The organism is Clostridium sp. SHJSY1, from assembly GCF_031626875.1.
GTDB lineage: Bacteria > Bacillota > Clostridia > Clostridiales > Clostridiaceae > Clostridium.
In genome coordinates this window covers 1-18,540 of the sequence record NZ_JANDMF010000044.1, presented here as the reverse complement: position 1 = coordinate 18,540, position 18,540 = coordinate 1, and the positions used below count along the sequence as shown (strand labels likewise).

Below are 18,540 nucleotides of genomic sequence, written 5' to 3'. Positions count from 1 at the left end.
CTCACTTTTCAATACTAAATCTTATATTTATCCAAGTCTACTTTAAATGTTTCAGTGATACCCTTAAAATCATGTATATTATCTGTAAGATGTTTTATTTCATTAGTATAATTTAACACATTAGCACTTACCTCTTGAGAAGATGCTGAATTCTCTTCTGCAATAGCTGCTAAAGATTCTATGCTATCATAAACATGAGATATTGCTTCTGCTTGTTCATTTAGTTTATTTATTGTATCAATCATAGATACTGCCACCCCTTGAACGGACTTATTTGCCTCAAAACTTATATCTCTTACAACACCTAAACTATCAGTCTCTTTTTCTAACACATCATATTGACCTTCTATATCTCCTACTAAAGATTCAATTTCATTAACAAACTGTACTAAATTTGAATTAATCTCTTGTACAGCATCTTTAGATTGCTCAGCTAACTTTCTTATAGATTCAGCAACTACTGCAAAACCTCTTCCTTGCTCTCCTGCCCTAGCTGCTTCAATAGATGCATTTAATGCTAATAAATTTGTCTGTTCTGCAATTCCAGAAACTATAGAAACAATATTAGTAATGTCATTTGCTTTTACTTCAAGATTTGTCCCCTTAACCTTAACTTCGTTAAACTTCTCTAAGGTTTTTAAAATATTACTACTTGCATTATCAACATTTTCATAACTATTATTTATTTTTTTCATAGCTTCTTCAAGTTCTGATTTATTGGCATTTTCATTTCCAACTATAACTTTTAATGAGGTTATATTCTCACTAAGTGAACTTACTGCAGTATCTGTATTTTGAGCTTGTGTATACGCTCCTTCAGCTACTTGTTCTACAACTCCACCTATCTCTCCTGAAGTATAATTCATAGAATCAGATATTTTACTTATAGAGTTTACAAAAGTGTTCATTTCATCTGTAACACCTTTAAATCCAACAAAGTCAGCTTGTATAACCTTTTTATGTTTATTGATTAATTCATAAATTTCCTCAAAAAAATCATTTGTCTCAATTTTTCCATCAATATTATATTCATGCTTATTGATTCTTTCAAGTTCTCCTCTTATTTGATTAATAGGTCCCATCATTAAATTAACTGAAACAAATGCTCCAATTCCAGATACAATACTTCCCAAAATAGACTTAATAGCATTCTCCATTCCAAGCATAGGCAACATTACAATTAGAGTAATTAAGAATGTACCCAAACCTGCTTTTAATCCAAAATCTTTTATAAACCCTAAAGAAAATAATTTATTGAATTTATAACTTTTCTTATAATATATATCTTTATCAAAGATAAGCTTTAATTTTAACTCATGCTCATTTCTAAAAACCTCTTCTACAGCTACTTTCTCATTAAAATATTCACAAGACCCTTCAAGCATCCCAAGAAAATAGTCAAACATTCCTCTTTTAGAATTATAACTAAAATAAGCTTCCCTGCTTGAGATTGGTTCAATTAGAACTAAAGGTGGCTTTGCTCCAGCAAACTTCTTTGTCATTACCACATGTACATCAAACATAGATTTTAAAAATGAATAAACATTTTCATGTTTAAAAAAGGCTGGATAATCCTTACTAAAAGATTTTATATTATCTTGTCCTATTTTTCTCCACAGAGTACTAACCTCAATGTTCTCCTTCTTAGCTATATAATCTATTATCTTTTTTACTTCTTCATCATCAACATTTTCAATTGGTGAAAATATTTTTGAGCTTCCCCACCCAACATAATTCATCGCTTCATCAACTAAAGAATTTCCAAATAGTTTCTTATTTGTCTTCATCCAAGTTGATACTACAGTACCTTTCATCTCAATATCCCCCTCAACATTATTCTATTATAAACTTTTAATCTAATTAATTAATAATAATTATCTTTTAATTAGCTATATTATACAACAATCCCATTCCTCATTCAATATATATTGAATATTTGCTGCTAAATTTTAAATATTAACTTTTATTGACTTTAAATTTCAAATTCTCTAATATAATTTATATATAACTATTGTTAAGTAATTTAAAGACGAATAGGAGATTCACTATGAAAACCACACTATTTCTAGTTCGACATGGCGAAACAAAATGGAATGCTTTAGGTAAATTTCAAGGGTGTACCGATATTGATCTATCTGATGAAGGTATAATTCAAGCTAATTTTTTGAAGGAAAGAGTTGAAAATTCTTTTGATTTTATTTATTCTAGTCCCTTAAAACGAGCTAATGATACTGCTAATATTATCTGTTCAAATACAGAACCAAAACCTGTAATAGAACCAGCTATTAGAGAAATTAACTTTGGTGAATGGGAAGGTTTAACCTTAAAAGAGATAGTAGCACTCTACCCAGAAAACTTTAAAGTATGGAGAACTGATGAATTAACAGCCCCAATCTGTGGTGGAGACTTAAGTATAAAGATGGCATCTATACGTGCTAAAGAAGCTATTTTAAAAATAGTGGAGGCTCATAAAGGAAAAAGAATAATGATAGTTGCCCATGGAGGTATAATTAAGGCTGGATTAATAGGTCTTTTTAATTGGAAAATGACTATGTACCATCAAATTATTCTTGGCAATACTTCTATATGTAAATTATCTTTTAATGATGATTTAAAGCCTGTAATAGTATCAATAAATGACACAAGCCATCTTCCTAATAATTACAATGTAAAATCTTTTGTATAACATTTATATTCATCATATTGTCTGAAACATTTTCAGGCAATTCTTGCTGTTGCTTTCTTGCTTCCATATAATTATCCTCTTGCCCCTCTATTAGATTATTAATGATCTTCTCTAATACAGTATAAACCATACTTTTATCATTCTCATTAATTCATAATATGGCTTTCTATGTTGTCATTTCCGCTATTGAGCATGTTGTTATACTCTTACAATTCTATTGGTAAATATATTGATTAAACGTGTTTATATTTAAATACAATTTTTTCAAATAGGTATTGCTTTAATTTTTTAAAAGTACTATACTATGACCAATAAGTCACATGACTTATTGGTCACAATAAGGAGGTAAAATACTTGCCAAAAGAAACGTTCTTCAACTTGTCTGAAGAAAAAAGAGAAAAAATAATAAAAAAATCTATAAAAGAATTTGGAAAACAAGGTTTTGAAAAAGGAAATATAGGCAAAATAGCTAAAGAGGCTGGTGTCTCTAAAGGTAGCATGTATCAATACTTTGAAGATAAAAAAGAATTATATATTCATTGTGTAAAAGAATCTTTTAATATTTCCATGAAGTATGGTTTTTCCAAAATACAAAACTTTCAAGAAGCTAATATTATAGACCTATTTTATGAAGGTTTTAAAGATTCATGGATCTTTTTGAAAGAAGAGAGAGACATATATATTTTCTTATTAAACCTATACTATGACAATAAACATAGTATCAAAGATGAAGCTTTATCCTATATCCTTGACCAAAGCAGAGAATTTATGATGAACCTTATAGAAATTAATAAAGCAAAAGGCATTATTAGAAAGGATATTTCTACTGAAAGTATTCTAGTTTTTATTGAAGGTATATCTGCTAAAATCAAAGAACATATGAGAGAATATGCTGAGAAAAATCATAAAAATTTCTGGGATATGGAGTTTAATGATTATGAAAAATTCCTAAAAGAAATAACTTGTTTAGTAAGGTGTGCATTAACTTAAAGTAGCAACCTTTACTATGATTGGAGGGATATTATGAATATTATTGAGATTAGTAATCTTACAAAAAACTATGGAAATCACAGGGGAATTTCAAATATAAGCTTTAATGTTGAAGAAGGTGAAATATTTGGATTCATTGGCCCAAATGGAGCTGGAAAATCCACTACTATCAGAACACTACTTGCACTTATTCACCCAACCAGTGGAAATGCAACAATATTTGGAAAGGACTGTATTAAATGTGCTCCAGAAATTGCAAAAGACATAGGTTACTTACCTTCAGAAGTCTTTTACTACAACAACATGAAAGTTATAGACTTATTAAAATATTCAGCAAGTTTCTATAAAAAGGATTGTCGTAAAAGAATTAAAGAACTATCAGAAATATTAAGCCTTGATCTTAATAGAAAAATTGATGATTTATCCTTTGGAAATAAAAAGAAGGTTGGAATTGTTCAAGGTCTACTTCATGAACCCAAATTAATTATTTTAGACGAACCAACAAGTGGTCTTGATCCACTTATGCAACAGAAATTTTTTAATTTATTAGAGGAAGAAAACAAAAAAGGTACAACAATACTATTCTCTTCCCATATTCTTAATGAAATTCAGAGATTATGTAACCGTGTTGCCATAATTAAAGAAGGAGAAATTATAAAAGTTGAAAAGATTAGTACTCTTAAAGAGAATAATTATAAAAAAATCAAGATTCACTCAAGATCTACTATTACTGATGACTTTTTTGACATTAATGGTATAAGTAATCTTGAAATTAAAGATAATACAGCAAACTTCTTATTTAAAGGAAATATTAACTTAATTACACAAAAATTAAGCCAGATTAATATTTCTAACATATGGATAGAAGAGCCAGACCTTGAAGAAATATTTATGCATTACTATGAAAAGGAGGAGTAGCTTATGAATATGTTTTTTCATGAATTAAAATCATATAGAAAATCTACAATTATATGGTCCTTTTCTATAGTTGCAATTGTTGTATTATTTTTATCCATGTATCCTAGCTTTTCAAATGATATAGAATCAGTAAATGATTTATTGAAAAGTTATCCAGCAGAAATTAGAAAAGCTTTTGGTATTACATTAAATTCTTTTTCATCTATTTTAGGCTTTTATTCATATTCATTTATATATATATCAATATGTGGATGTATTCAAGCTATGAACCTTGGTCTTTCTGTAGTATCAAAAGAAACTAGTGATAAAACAGCAGACTTTCTCTTAACAAAACCTGTTACTAGAAAAGAAATATTAACAGCAAAATTGCTTGCTACATTGACATGCATAATTATAACAAATGTAATTTTCATCTTAGCTGCTATCATAATAGCAAACGTTGTTTCTAATACATCTTTTGATACTAAACTATTTTTAATGATTTCTATTACTATGTTTTTTATGCAACTTATATTTTTATCTTTAGGAATAATTATTTCAACTACAATAACTAAAATAAAATCAGTAATTTCAATATCTTTAAGCACAGTTTTTGGTTTTTATATTATAGGTATGATTCAATCAGTTATTGATAACGATTTATTAAAATATGTAACACCATTCAAATTTTATGATCCATCAACTATTATAAAAAATGCATCTTATCAAACATCATCTATAATTTTAGAAATAGTTTTTATATTCATATGTATTTTAATTAGTTATTATATTTATTCAACTAAAGATATTCATTCTGTATAAGGAGGTAATATTTATGAATATATTTTTAAGAGAAATGAAAGTTCATACAAAATCACTTATTTTATGGTGCATTAGTTCATTTATTTTGATTACCTCTGGTATTGCTAAATTTAGTGCTGCTTCTGATTCTATCCAATCTACAAATGAAATTTTATCAAAAATGCCAAAATCTTTGCAAAATATTATTGGTGTAGGTTCATTAAATTTATCAAAAGCTAGTGGCTATTATGGTGTTATATTTTTTTACTTGGCATTGATGGCTGGAATTTTTGCAGCAATAATTGGTTCAACTATTATATCAAAAGAAGAACGAGATAAAACTGCCGAATTTATATATGCAAAACCTGTATCCAGAAATTATATAATTACTGCTAAGATTTTTTCAGGCTTTTTGAACGTAGTTTTCTTTACCTTATTTACATTCATATGTTCAATAGGAGTTATTCAATATTTTGGTAATGGTGAAAATGTTAACTCTGATATCTTTAGATTAATGATTGGTTTATTTTTAATCCAACTAATATTTTTATTTCTTGGAACAGCTATATCTTCTATAATCAAAAAGCCAAGAAACTCCACTTCAATTTCTACTGGAATTTTACTTGTTATGTTCATATTATCTATAATTATTGATATAAATGATAAACTTGATTACTTGAAGTATTTTACCCCTTTTAAATATTTTCAAGCTAAAGATTTAATGTATGGAGGTGAACTTGAACCTAATTTTTTATTCTTGTCCTTTATAATAATTTTTGCATGCTCAACTATAACTTATGCTTTTTATAATAAAAAAGATTTAAATATATAATACTCTACCTTTTCCATTAGTATAAAAAGAGAGAAACTTATTCATCTTAATGATTAAGTCCCTCTCTTTACAATTATCTCTTAATTGGCCCCACTTACTTTCCATTCAAGAAGTCCTGTTGATGCTGTGCCCTTAGATACCATCTCAACTCTTATTGATTTTGTATTCACAGTAGTAAATGTTGTAGTATTATATTTATTTATAGCAGTTCCAAGTCCAACTGGTTTACTTACTTCAATCCATGCTGACCCATTCCAATACTTAATTTTATAAGACTTTGGAACATCTACTCCCTGATTATCTTTAAACCAATATAAATCACATGATGATATATTATAATTCTTGTCAAAGTCATATTGAACCCATTGAGTTCCAGTTTGTGGCCAATTTCCATAAACCGCATGATTTCTATCATTTGAATTTGATGGATCAACTCCATCATTTAATGCACTAATATTTTCCCAAGATGAACAATATGATGTTGTTGCAGATGCTTTTAGTGCAATATTTGAATTAGTTGGTGTTGTTGATGTTGCTGGAAAGCGTGAAGTATCTTTCTTTAATTGACTCCATGTATAACGCAATAACCAGCTATCCCAATCTGTTATAGTTGCTGAATTTCCGGCCCACATAATTGTAGGTGTAGGAAATCCTCCTGGTGGACGATCATTATCCTCATAGAAATCTGGCATTCCAAATCCATGACCCATTTCGTGTTCAATTATATGAGCTTCATTTGTGTCTAGCATGCTTAATATGTAATCATCTGATATACGTTGTCCCCAGTCTCCACCTGCTCCTCCTTCAAAGTTAGTGGTTCCCCATAGATACATGTCGAATCTCTTATCATATCCACCTGGATAAGAATAATTTTTATCTTCAAAATGATCTGCTCTAGATAAATTAGTAGGAGCACTTGGTAATTTTGCTGGTATACTTGGATTTGTTTTATTCAAATCATCATTAATACAATTTGTATATACCGTTTCATTAGGTTGCTTGTCCAATATTTGTGAAGCATTAGCACATGCCCAACCCACTACCTTTACTGTAACACTGTCATATGCCCAACCATCATAACCTTTAAGTTTTTTAACCCAGTTATTAACTTGACGATTAAGCATTGTTTCAAATTTCTTACGTTGTTCAAGAGTTAAATTCTTATTTGACTGCCAACGTACGACATAGTTAAGGGTCCCCTTACCAGCATAAATTTGATCAAATATCAAATTTTTACGTGTTGTTGATCCTTCTTTAATCATTCTATTGTTCCAAACCCATTCTATAGAACTTTTAAGATTAGATGGCATATCTGACAGTGTCAAACTAGTTTTTGAAGCATTTAAAGTTGTTGTTGCAAAAGAAGTACTTCCTGTAGAACTTAAAGTTTTTGCAAATACATTATTTCCAACCATCATTAAAGAACTTGCAACTGCTAATGATAATGAAATAGAAAAAATAACTTTTCTTTTTAACATTTTATTTCCCCCAGTTTAAAAATTATTAATATTTAGATTTAAAAAATTACTTTGCTTATTGTTATTTTACATTAATATTTCAAACTGTAGAATAGTTTATCGTTAAATGCAATTATTTTGTCATAATTTTCAGTATTTTTTATCAAATACTAACATATCCTTGGCAATTGCTCTCCTGATGGCATATCTACGATTCTTTTTCCTCCTATTATAGTTCTTAAATATACATTTTTATTTTCTGATTTTACTACTCTCCCTATAATAGAAGCCTTCTTTCCTAATGGATGTTTCTTCATTTCTGTTAATACTTTATCACCATACTCCTCTGGGACAAATGCACATAACTTTCCTTCATTTGCTATATATAATGGATCCAATCCTAATAACTCACAAGCACCTTTAACTTCTTCACTTAATGGAATTTTGTCTTCATCTAATTCAATACTAACCTCACTCATATCTGCAATTTCATTTAAAACTGCAGCCACTCCCCCTCTAGTAGCATCTCTGAATACATGCACTTTTGGACAAACTTTTAATATACAATCTACTAAAGAATTTAATGGTGCACAATCACTTTTTAAATCTCCAGTTATATTTATTCCACTTCTTTCACACATAATAGTCATTCCATGGTCTCCTAATGTACCATTAACAATTACTAAATCTCCTGGTTTTGCATTATTTGCCTTACAATTTACATTTTCATATATTGTGCCTATCCCTGAAGTATTTATAAACACACCATCTACTCCACCTTTTTCTACTACCTTTGTATCACCAGCTATAATTGAAACACCAGCTTCCTTTGCTGCAATAGACATAGATCTCACAATCTTTTCAAGGCTTTCTAATGTGAATCCCTCTTCTATAATAAATGCACTAGTTAAATAAAGTGGCTTTGCTCCACTCATAGCTAAATCATTTACTGTACCACAGACTGCTAATTTCCCTATATCTCCTCCACTAAATATTATAGGATTAACAACAAAAGAATCTGTTGTAAAAGCTATTTTTGTACTATTTAAATTTAACTGTGCAGAATCATTAAGTTCATTAATAATTTCATTATCAAAATACTTTAAAAAAAGATTGTTAATTAGATTGTTTGTTTGCTTTCCTCCACTACCATGGCTTAATAGTACCTTTTCTTCCATAAAACATGTCCTCCTAACCTTAATATTAACTGTTGTATCTATAGTAAGCTGCACAAGTTCCTTCTGAAGATACCATACAAGATCCAATAGGATTTTCTGGCGTACATATCTTTTTAAACAAAGGACATTCAAAAGGGGTTATTTTACCTTTCAGAATGTCACCACATCTACATCCTGAAACTTCATCATAATCTTTATATTCTATATTAAAATGCTTCATAGCATCAAACTCTTTATACTCTTTTCTAAATCTATATCCACTATTTGAAACTAGTCCAATCCCTCTCCATGTACTATCTGTTAGCTCAAAAACTTTATTTAAGTATTCCATGGCATGAATATTTCCATCTTCTCTTACAATTCTTTTATATTCATTTACTATTTTGTAATCTTTGAGAGTTATCATATGAATTAATTTATCTATGCCTTTTAATATATCTAAAGGCTCAAAACCTGTTACAACTCCAGGGATATTATAATCTTTTGCTAAAAATTTATATGGCTTTTCTCCAATAATAGCACTTACATGCCCAGGAAGTAAAAAACCATCAATTTGAACCTCTCCATCTTCTACAAGGGATTTCATAACTGGTGGCACAATTTTATGAGCTGTTAAGAACAATAAATTCTTTATATTAAGTTTTTTAGCCTCAATTGCTGTTATAGCAGTCATAGGAGCTGTTGTCTCAAATCCTACAGAGAGAAATACTACTTTTTTGTCTGGATTCTCCTTTGCTATTATCAATGTATCCATTGGAGAATATACAATTCTAATATCTGCTCCTTCAGCTCTTCTTTTCATCAAAGAACTTTTTCTCCCCGGAACCCTTATCATATCTCCAAAAGTTGCAATTATAACATCATTATTTAGTGTTAACTCTAAAGCAGTATCTATGTAATTTTGAGGCGTAACACATACAGGACATCCTGGCCCTGATATTAATTTTATATTTTCTGGAAGTATGTCTCGAACACCATATCTAAATATTGACATAGTATGAGTACCACATACCTCCATAATATTTATTTTTTTATTAGTAACATTTTGTATAGATTTAACTAAACTTTTTGCATATTCTCCATTTCTAAATTCATCAACAAATTTCATTTTCTGATAGCTCCTTTAGTATTTCCAAGGTTTTTAAAGCTTCTTCCTCATCAATAGTCTCTATTGCACATCCTGCATGAACCAATACATATTCTCCAACCTTTGCATCTGGGATGAGCTGCATGAAAACATCTCTTTTCATATTTCCAATCTCAATTACCCCTCTAAAATTATCTATAGATAAAATCTTCCCTGGTACTGCTAAGCACATACTGATTCTCCTTTCCTAGTCTAATTCTTATTTCTTTTTTTCTCCATAAATTTGACTATCCATATGCCAATTTCATACAGAATTATTATAGGTAAAGCTAAAAGCAACCATGGAATAATTCCTGCACTTGAAATAAAAAGCCCTTCTAAGGTTAAAGTAAATATTATTACATACTTTCTAAACTTTTTAAGTCTTTTAGCTGTTAATAATGATAACTTTCCTAATAAAACAATCACATATGGAATTAAAAACACTAGTCCTATAAAAAAACAAAATAAACCTACAAAATTGAAATATGTAATTCCTGAAAGTAATGGATTCATATATTCCTCTCCATATAATATTAAAAATTTTAAAACATATGGTATTAACAATATATATCCAAAAGCCATTCCTAATATTAATAAAATAGATATAAAAAATAAGTTTCTATACAAAAATCTTTTCTCTTTTTTTGTTAATCCCGGATTTATAAACTTTGCTATTTGATATAATATCACAGGAATCACAATTATAGTTCCTGTTACTAAAGATAATTCCATCCTTGCAATGAATCCATCAGTTAAAGAAAAGTAAACTAATTCTAAATTAAATTTATTTATAGGAATCATAAAAAAATCTATTAAATAATGAACTTTGCTATATATGATTATAGATACTACAGCTATAAAAAAAATTATTATCATTATTCTCTTCCTTAGTTCTCTGAGGTGATCTACCACAGACATTTCTTCTACAATATCCTTATCCATCTCATCACCTCAAACACTAAATTTCTCTTATATTTTCTTTTCGTTTATCATTCTTTTCTAATAAAAAAATGCACCAAATGCTAATTTCATATAAAATTATTATAGGTAATGTTACTAAAATAAAAGTCATAGCATCTAATGATGGTGCTATACAGGCAACAATTATAAGTGAACTCATTATTGCAAACTTTCTTTTACCTTTTAACATTTTTGAAGTAATAATTTTTATTCTTGATAAGCCTATTAGTATTAATGGTAATTCAAAAAGAAACCCTACTAACAGGATCAATGTTTCTATAAAAGACATATAATTACTTCCTGATATAGTTGCTTTCATAAAGTCATTACCACATTCTAATAGAAATTTAATAGTAGATGGAACTAGTAACTTATATCCAAATATAATACCTCCAGCAAACAAAACCATTGAAAAAGGAATTAAAACCAACCCTACTATTATTATATTTTTTTTACTTATCTTTGAAATTACTATTAACAAAATCAAATAAGCTATTATTGGAAAAGTTATTATTATCCCACTTAAAAATGCAACTTTCATTTTAGTGATAAATCCTTCTGTTGGAGTCAAAAAATATAGTTGAGTACTTCCTAGTGGCTCTACTAAAAATTTTATAATTATATCAACTTGAGAATACATAATTAGTGTTGAAATTATAACAATAAAGAATATTGCTATTATTGCCTTTCTAAATTTCTCTAACCAATTTACAAATTGAACAATTTGCTCACTTTTCATTATGTAATTACCTCATTTATTATTTTTCTTCTTTAATCTCTTCCTTATTTGGCTCTTTTGTAATTTCATTTGATGCTTTCTTGAATTCATTAATAGCTTCTCCTATAGATTTACCCACTGATGGAAGCTTTCCTGGCCCAAAAATCACCAATGCAATAACCAATATAACTATTAACTCTGGAAATCCTATTCTTGGCATATTATTGTCCCCCTTTATAAACCTTTCTTTTCATTAATCTTATTTTTTAACCAAATATAAATTTCATCTATACCTTCATCCTTAACACAGCTTGTCTCAAATATAATAGCATTTGCATTTATTGATTTAATATCTTCATAAAATTCTTCTTTGTTAAAATTTGTATATGGAATCAGGTCTGTTTTATTCAAAATAACTGCACTACTTTTTTCAAACATCAATGGATATTTAAGTGGTTTATCATTTCCTTCAGGAGTGCTAAGAACACATATTTTTATATCTTCACCTATTTCAAATTCAGCTGGACATACTAGGTTTCCTACATTTTCAATTACAAGCACATCAATATTATCTAGGGTCAAAGAATTAATTGAATTTCTTATCATTTCTCCATCTAAATGACATGCTCCCCCTGTATTGATTTGTACTACCGGTACCCCTTGCGCTTTAATTCTCTCTGCATCTTTTGTTGTATAAATATCGCCCTCAATTACAGCTATTTTTATCTCTTTCCCTAATTTAGAAATAAGTTTTTCCAAAATAGATGTCTTCCCTGAACCTGGAGAACTCATTAAGTTAACTACATATATTCCTTTTTCATCTAACTTTTTTCTGTTTTGTGCTGTTATTTCATCATTTGTTTGCAAAATATTTTTTACTAACTTTATCTCATTCATTTTCTAATCTCCTTCAATAGTATTTACATAAAGCTCATATCCACTTATAATATGTGAACTAAATTTCTTGCAATTTGGACACAACTTATTAAAATGATCTATCTTAAACTCTATGTTGCACTCATCGCAAATAGCTATAGCTTCTACTTTTTCAATAATAAATTCTGCTCCTTCTGTTATTGTATCTTTTGATAAACAACTAAAGGCAAAATTCAATGCATCTGACATTACTCCTGATAATTCTCCTATTTTAAGTGTAACTTTAGATACTTTCTTTATGTTGTTTTCTTCTGCGTTTTCTAAAACAATCTTTATAACACTTTCCATAATGGAAACTTCATGCATTTTATCACCTAACTTAAAACAAATTCTTTTCTATTTCATATTTAATATGTTTTATAATCTCATGAACCTTATTTTTAATTGTTTCTGTTAATTCTGTATTTAGACTTATTTCTTCAGGTTCAATTCCTATAATGGTGACCTTAGGAAATTTACCTATCATATTTGCCATTTTTATAACATCTAAAATTTGAACATCATGTAAAGATAAGTTTTCACTTTTGTAATTAATTATCTCATCAGGATTAATCTTATATATAGTGCCTGGCTCATATCCAGCCCTTAAACAGTCAATTACAATTACTCTACTATAATCTAAAAAATAACTTAATATATTTAATGTAGAAGTTCCTCCATCTACCAATTCAATAGTAGATGATATATTTTCATTTCTTAAGTAATTTATTGTATGAACCCCTACACCATCATCCCTCAAAAGTATATTTCCAATTCCAATGATGACAGTATGTTTCATATTTACACCCCTATAGGTTGTACTATAAACTTAGACATTTCAACACCTTCTGGAGATAGCACATGAACCGAACACCCAGTACATGGATCAAATGAATGGACAATTCTTAGAAGTTCAATAGGTTTATCCACATCAGTTACAAATGTTCCAATTAGGGCTTTTTCTATTGGTCCATAATTTTCATTATCATCCTTAGGTGAAGCATTCCAACAAGTTGGTGTAACAATTTGATATTTTGATATAGTAGAGTTATCAACTGATATCCAATGTCCTAGTGCTCCTCTTGGTGCTTCTGTTAAGCCTACTCCACTACCCACAGTTGGTGTTCCTATATTTGTATACCCTGTTTGTCCAATTACTAGTTGATCCAGCCATATAAGCATATTTTTTGCTACTTTTAATGTTTCAATTTGCTTTGCCATATGTCTATCCATTACTGAAACTCCTTCTCTATAATCACCACTAACCCAAGTTCTAGCTATAGAACCTGCTTCAAAAGGTTGTCCGTTATATCTTGGTGCCTTAAGCCATGTATAGGCATCTGCCTTACCATAGCTTGGCGTTGTTGTTTCATTTGCTGGATTTTCTCTAGATGCTGATGAATACCATGAATATTTAACATGTTCTTCAATATTTTTTTGATTTATTCCAGATATATCACCATTTGAAACTATTCCACCTGGGAATAACAATCCTCCTGATGTATCTGTATCAAATACTCCATAAGTTATTAAGTTTCCATAACCTTTACCTATATCATAATAGTCTTTATACATTTCAGTTAATTTATTAACATCACTTTGATATGTACTTTCAATAAATGAAATAATATTATTTAAATGTTCCCTAAACTTGCTTATATCATCAGCTGTTGGTATAGCTGTTACTCCCCCTGGAACAATACTAGCAGCATGTGGCAACTTTCCAGCAAATATAGCCCCCATTTCATGAGCTTGTCTTCTTGCTGAAAGCGCACTGATATAATGATTCATTAATGATTCATTATCTGCTACACTAAATCTATAATCAATTTCATAAGCCGGAACCCAAGGACTTATTTGTGAACCCTTTACATAGTCCATTAAAGATAAATGATAGAAATGAAGAATATTATCTGATATATAATTTGCTCCTTCAATTAGATTTCTTAAAAACACCCCTTGCAATGTTGGTGTAAAATTACTTACTTGTTCTATCGCCTTTGCAGATGCTATGGCATGTGATATAGGACATAATCCACATATTCTTTGTGTTAAAAAAGCTGCATCTTTTGGAACTCTATTTAAAAGCATATTTTCAAAATCTCTATATAAGCCTCCTACTACTTGTACTGAAGTTACAGTATTGTAGTCTAATGTTACATTAATTTTTAAGTGACCTTCTAACCTAGTAATTGGATCTAATACTATTTTCCCCATAATTATTCCCCCTATATTTCTCTAAACTGTTGTTAATGGATTGGATGGGAATGTTGGTGCTGCACAACCTATACATGGATAGTTTGATAATACGCAAAAGCTTGTCCCATTATTCCATTTAGTAGATGGACATACATTATTACATCTTGGTCCCTTACATCCTGATGCACCACCATAACATCCAGCTATTCCTGGTTGTACTTTAGTTTGTCCTCTTCTTGGGCAAGCTGCATGAACTGTTTTTCCATAGAAATTAGTCGGTCTATTGTTGGTATCTAATGTTGGCATTCCAATTAAAATTAAATCTAGTAATGTTTGAACTAACACAGTTGGATTTACAGGACATCCTGGAAGATTTATCACAGGATTAACAGTTTGTCCTCCTGTAAGTGATTGAACTGATTTACATGAAGTACTTGTTGCTGCCCCTGAAACGCCACCAAATGAAGCACAAGTTCCAACAGAAACTACATAGTTAGCCATAGAAGCATATTTTAATACAGCTTGTTCCATTGTTAAAGGTACTCCATTTTGCTCTCCAATTATACAATAAGCACCACCTTCTGCTGTAGGCACTGCTCCTTCTATGACAAGAATGAAGTTACTTTTATACTTATCAGCTACTTCTTCTAAAGTTTTCATAGCATTTTCTCCTGAAGCAGTCATAAGTGTAGTACTAAATTTTAGGCTTATCTTATTAGTAAGTACATTATCAATAGTTGTTGGTTCTGTAACATTTAATGTTGATATTGTACATCCTGAACATCCTGCCCCATTTAGCCAAATTACAGGTGGATCTGTTTCTGCTGCTAGCACTGTATTCACTTTGTCCATATCTAAATCTAGATTTAGCGCAACTGCAGCTGCTAGTGACCATTTTAGAAATTCCCTTCTACTTATTTTCATAAAAACCCTCCCTCTCACCACTCTTATTGTGATACAAAAATAGTAAAATTTTATTATTTAAAAATTATGTCAATTCTAGTTATGCTTCTTTGTTAATAGATTTCTGTAAAAAGAATAATGTCATCAATATAAATACCAAAATATTATTAATACTGATAAATAATTGTTTTTTTTATATTTTTTTCACTCTTTGATAATGTATTTATAAATATATTATATCTTACTGTTAATTTTTTCAATACCATTTTTGTTAATTTTTATATAATATTGTCAATCAAAACAATATATTCTTCATTCAACACTCATAGATATTCTATATAATATTTGTATCTTATCTATTTTTAGTATCATTCAGAATTTCATTTGCTATTATAATTTGTCCTAAAGCTATTCCCCCATCATTTGAAGGAATTAACTTATTTGTATATACAATAAATTGGCTGCTTTTTAATTCTTCTATTAACCCGTTAAGTAGATATTTATTTTGAAAAACTCCTCCACTTAATGCTACTTCATTAATTCCTCTATCCTTCCTAATTAAATTACATATCTCCTTTGCAAATTTTATTATTGTATTATGAAATTTTGTAGCAATAACTCCATCTGAAATATTTCGAACTTTATCCTTCATTATTCCAAGTATAATTTCATAAGGCTCTACCACATATCCTTTATCAATATTTATATTATAATTATAACTTTTTTTATAGCCTTCATTTTTTATCAGAGATTCTAGTTCGATAGCTGCCTGTCCTTCATATGTAATAACATGATTTAATCCTATTATGCTAGATACTCCATCAAAAAGCCTCCCCATGCTTGAAGTTTCTGGGCAATTAATTTGTGCATCTATGATAGGTAATAGATTTATAGATTGTTTGCCATATATGTTGACTAAAACCTTTTGTAACTGTTCTAAATTGTTGCATGAATTCCATTTTCCAGATTTGAACGTTTCATAAATATAAGAAACTCCCATTCTCCAAGGTTCTTTAATAGCCTTTTCTCCTCCAGGCATTTTTATGTATTCCAAATGACCCAACCTCTCAAATTCCTTATTATCACATAGTAAAAATTCTCCTCCCCACAGCTTACCATCAGTTCCATAACCAGTTCCATCAAAAGCAATCCCAATTACTTTTCTATTTACACCACTTTCTGCTAAAGAGCTTACAATATGTGCATGATGATGTTGTACTTCTATTACAGGAAGATTATATTTTTGTGCAAATTTATTTGAAGTATAGTTTGGATGCATATCAATAGCTATATAATCTGGCTTAAAGGAAAATATATTTTTAAAGTGTTCAATATTATTTTCATAATGCTCAATAGTTTCTACATTTTCTAAATCACCATTATGTTGACTTAAGAATAAAAAATTTTCCTTTGAAATGCAAAAAGTATTTTTCATATTAGATCCACAAGCAAAAATACTCTTCATATTCTCTATCAATATTGGTTCTGGAACATATCCTCGTGCTCTTCTTATCATATAAATATCATCATTTACTATTTTTACAACAGAATCATCTATTGGAACATATATATCTCTATCATGCTGTAAAAAATAATCTGCAATACTTCCCAAATTCTTTATAGCATCCTTATTTTTATATTCTAATGGCAATCCATAAACATTTGCACTTGTCATAATTAATGCTTCAACATTATCTTCAAATAGTAAGTGATGTAATGGAGTATATGGCAACATAACCCCTAAAGTTTTTTGATGTGGTGCTATTAATTCTGATAAATTATTATTTGCTAATTGTTCTAATATAACAATTGGCCTTTTACTTCCTGTGAGCACCTCTTCTTCTTTAAAACTCACTTTACAATATTTTTTAGTTGCCTCTATGTTTTTCATCATAACAGCAAAAGGTTTATGAGGCCTCTTTTTTCTATCTCTTAATATTCGAATTGCATTTTCATCTGCTGCATCACAAACCAAATGAAACCCACCTAACCCTTTTATAGCAAAAATTTTTCCTTCCTTTAATTTTTTTCTAGTCCACTCTATTTCATCATAAACACTTACTTTTACTCCATTAGTATCTTCTATCCAAAGTTTAGGTCCACACTCTTTACAAGCATTTGGTTGTGCATGAAACCTTCTATTCAAAGGATTTTTATATTCTTCTTCACATTCCATACACATTTTAAATTCTTCCATGGTGGTTTTATCTCTATCATATGGAATATCCTTTATTATTGAAAACCTTGGACCACAGTTTGTACAGTTTGTAAATGGATATTTATATCTCTTATTTGTTGGATTTTTTATTTCTTGAATACATTCTTCACAAGTTGCTATATCTGGAGAAACTAATGTGATTTTTCCTTTATAAATTTGGCTTTTTTTTATTTCAAACCTAGTATAATATTTTAATTTTTCTTCCTTAATAATCAATTTTTCTATTTTGGCTAGAGAAGGTGCTTCATTTTTTAGTTCTTGTAAAAAAATATGCACCTTTTCATCTTCTCCCTCTATGTCTATAAAAACTCCTTCTGAATTATTATTAATCCATCCTTTTATATCATTGTGAATGGCTATATTATAAACAAAAGGTCGAAATCCTATACCTTGTACAATACCTTCTACTCTTAAAATAAATCTTTTCAAATCCCTGCCTCCAAAAGTATAACTTCATAATGTATACATTAAATATACATTTTAACAATATTATACCATTTAAGTGCTGATTATATTTATTTTTCTTTATTTGTAAAAATTATTATTACATTTATACAAAATACTGTAACAATCTAAAATAAACTATAATAGTGCAAAAATGCTTGAATAATTTTACAACTGAATAAAATAAAAAACATTTATGATAAATCCTTGTTA

The 18,540-nt window shown here is 29.0% G+C and carries 19 protein-coding genes; 5 read left to right on the top strand and 14 right to left on the bottom strand.

Features of this window, described 5'->3' with window-relative positions:
* Positions 1-14: 14 nt before the first annotated feature.
* Positions 15-1,814, bottom strand: coding sequence for a heme NO-binding domain-containing protein (locus NNC19_RS17865; protein WP_310940044.1), 1,800 nt, complete (start codon positions 1,812-1,814; stop codon positions 15-17).
* Positions 1,815-2,047: 233 nt separating this feature from the next.
* Here NNC19_RS17865 and NNC19_RS17860 point away from each other — a divergent pair, with 233 nt between their 5' ends.
* The 5 genes from NNC19_RS17860 (at position 2,048) to NNC19_RS17840 (ending at position 6,206) form a co-directional block, all read left to right on the top strand.
* Positions 2,048-2,686, top strand: coding sequence for a histidine phosphatase family protein (locus NNC19_RS17860; RefSeq protein WP_310940043.1), 639 nt, complete (start codon positions 2,048-2,050; stop codon positions 2,684-2,686).
* A gap of 354 nt (positions 2,687-3,040) precedes the next feature.
* Positions 3,041-3,676: a TetR/AcrR family transcriptional regulator gene (locus NNC19_RS17855; RefSeq protein ID WP_310940042.1), complete on the top strand. Its 636-nt coding sequence runs from the start codon at positions 3,041-3,043 to the stop codon at positions 3,674-3,676.
* A 33-nt stretch (positions 3,677-3,709) separates the two neighbouring features.
* On the top strand, positions 3,710-4,594 hold the full coding sequence (locus NNC19_RS17850; protein WP_310940041.1) for an ABC transporter ATP-binding protein: 885 nt from the start codon (positions 3,710-3,712) through the stop codon (positions 4,592-4,594).
* A 3-nt stretch (positions 4,595-4,597) separates the two neighbouring features.
* Positions 4,598-5,395, top strand: a complete 798-nt coding sequence (locus tag NNC19_RS17845; protein ID WP_310940040.1) for an ABC transporter permease subunit — start codon at positions 4,598-4,600, stop codon at positions 5,393-5,395.
* Between the two features lie 13 nt (positions 5,396-5,408).
* Positions 5,409-6,206: an ABC transporter permease subunit gene (locus NNC19_RS17840; RefSeq protein ID WP_310940039.1), complete on the top strand. Its 798-nt coding sequence runs from the start codon at positions 5,409-5,411 to the stop codon at positions 6,204-6,206.
* 80 nt (positions 6,207-6,286) lie between these two features.
* Here the strand turns inward: NNC19_RS17840 and NNC19_RS17835 are convergent, their stop codons facing one another.
* The 13 genes from NNC19_RS17835 to hypF all read right to left on the bottom strand — a co-directional run bounded on the left by NNC19_RS17835 (position 6,287) and on the right by hypF (position 18,312).
* Positions 6,287-7,684 carry a discoidin domain-containing protein gene (locus NNC19_RS17835; RefSeq protein WP_310940038.1) on the bottom strand — a complete coding sequence of 466 codons (1,398 nt, stop codon included), beginning with the start codon at positions 7,682-7,684 and terminating at the stop codon, positions 6,287-6,289.
* Between the two features lie 149 nt (positions 7,685-7,833).
* Positions 7,834-8,841, bottom strand: a complete 1,008-nt coding sequence (gene hypE / locus NNC19_RS17830; RefSeq protein WP_310940037.1) for a hydrogenase expression/formation protein HypE — start codon at positions 8,839-8,841, stop codon at positions 7,834-7,836.
* Positions 8,842-8,866: 25 nt separating this feature from the next.
* Positions 8,867-9,949 carry a hydrogenase formation protein HypD gene (gene hypD / locus NNC19_RS17825; protein ID WP_310940036.1) on the bottom strand — a complete coding sequence of 361 codons (1,083 nt, stop codon included), beginning with the start codon at positions 9,947-9,949 and terminating at the stop codon, positions 8,867-8,869.
* The gene (locus tag NNC19_RS17820) at positions 9,936-10,160 is read right to left on the bottom strand and encodes a HypC/HybG/HupF family hydrogenase formation chaperone (RefSeq protein WP_310940035.1); all 225 of its coding nucleotides are present in this window, start codon (positions 10,158-10,160) and stop codon (positions 9,936-9,938) included. The genes hypD and NNC19_RS17820 overlap by 14 nt, the downstream gene beginning before the upstream one ends.
* A gap of 20 nt (positions 10,161-10,180) precedes the next feature.
* Positions 10,181-10,912, bottom strand: coding sequence for a twin-arginine translocase subunit TatC (gene tatC, locus NNC19_RS17815; protein WP_310940034.1), 732 nt, complete (start codon positions 10,910-10,912; stop codon positions 10,181-10,183).
* 16 nt (positions 10,913-10,928) lie between these two features.
* Complete coding sequence (locus NNC19_RS17810) at positions 10,929-11,669, bottom strand: twin-arginine translocase subunit TatC (protein ID WP_310940033.1); 741 nt, start codon at positions 11,667-11,669, stop codon at positions 10,929-10,931.
* Positions 11,670-11,688: 19 nt separating this feature from the next.
* Positions 11,689-11,868: a twin-arginine translocase TatA/TatE family subunit gene (locus NNC19_RS17805; protein WP_310940032.1), complete on the bottom strand. Its 180-nt coding sequence runs from the start codon at positions 11,866-11,868 to the stop codon at positions 11,689-11,691.
* A 14-nt stretch (positions 11,869-11,882) separates the two neighbouring features.
* Positions 11,883-12,545, bottom strand: coding sequence for a hydrogenase nickel incorporation protein HypB (gene hypB, locus NNC19_RS17800; RefSeq protein WP_310940031.1), 663 nt, complete (start codon positions 12,543-12,545; stop codon positions 11,883-11,885).
* 3 nt (positions 12,546-12,548) lie between these two features.
* Positions 12,549-12,890: a hydrogenase maturation nickel metallochaperone HypA gene (gene hypA, locus NNC19_RS17795; RefSeq protein WP_310940030.1), complete on the bottom strand. Its 342-nt coding sequence runs from the start codon at positions 12,888-12,890 to the stop codon at positions 12,549-12,551.
* 13 nt (positions 12,891-12,903) lie between these two features.
* Positions 12,904-13,362, bottom strand: coding sequence for a HyaD/HybD family hydrogenase maturation endopeptidase (locus tag NNC19_RS17790; protein ID WP_310940029.1), 459 nt, complete (start codon positions 13,360-13,362; stop codon positions 12,904-12,906).
* 2 nt (positions 13,363-13,364) lie between these two features.
* Positions 13,365-14,780, bottom strand: a complete 1,416-nt coding sequence (locus tag NNC19_RS17785) for a nickel-dependent hydrogenase large subunit (RefSeq protein ID WP_310940028.1) — start codon at positions 14,778-14,780, stop codon at positions 13,365-13,367.
* 21 nt (positions 14,781-14,801) lie between these two features.
* Positions 14,802-15,686, bottom strand: a complete 885-nt coding sequence (locus tag NNC19_RS17780; RefSeq protein WP_310940027.1) for a hydrogenase small subunit — start codon at positions 15,684-15,686, stop codon at positions 14,802-14,804.
* Between the two features lie 331 nt (positions 15,687-16,017).
* Complete coding sequence (gene hypF, locus NNC19_RS17775) at positions 16,018-18,312, bottom strand: carbamoyltransferase HypF (protein ID WP_310940026.1); 2,295 nt, start codon at positions 18,310-18,312, stop codon at positions 16,018-16,020.
* Between the last annotated feature and the right edge of the window lie 228 nt (positions 18,313-18,540).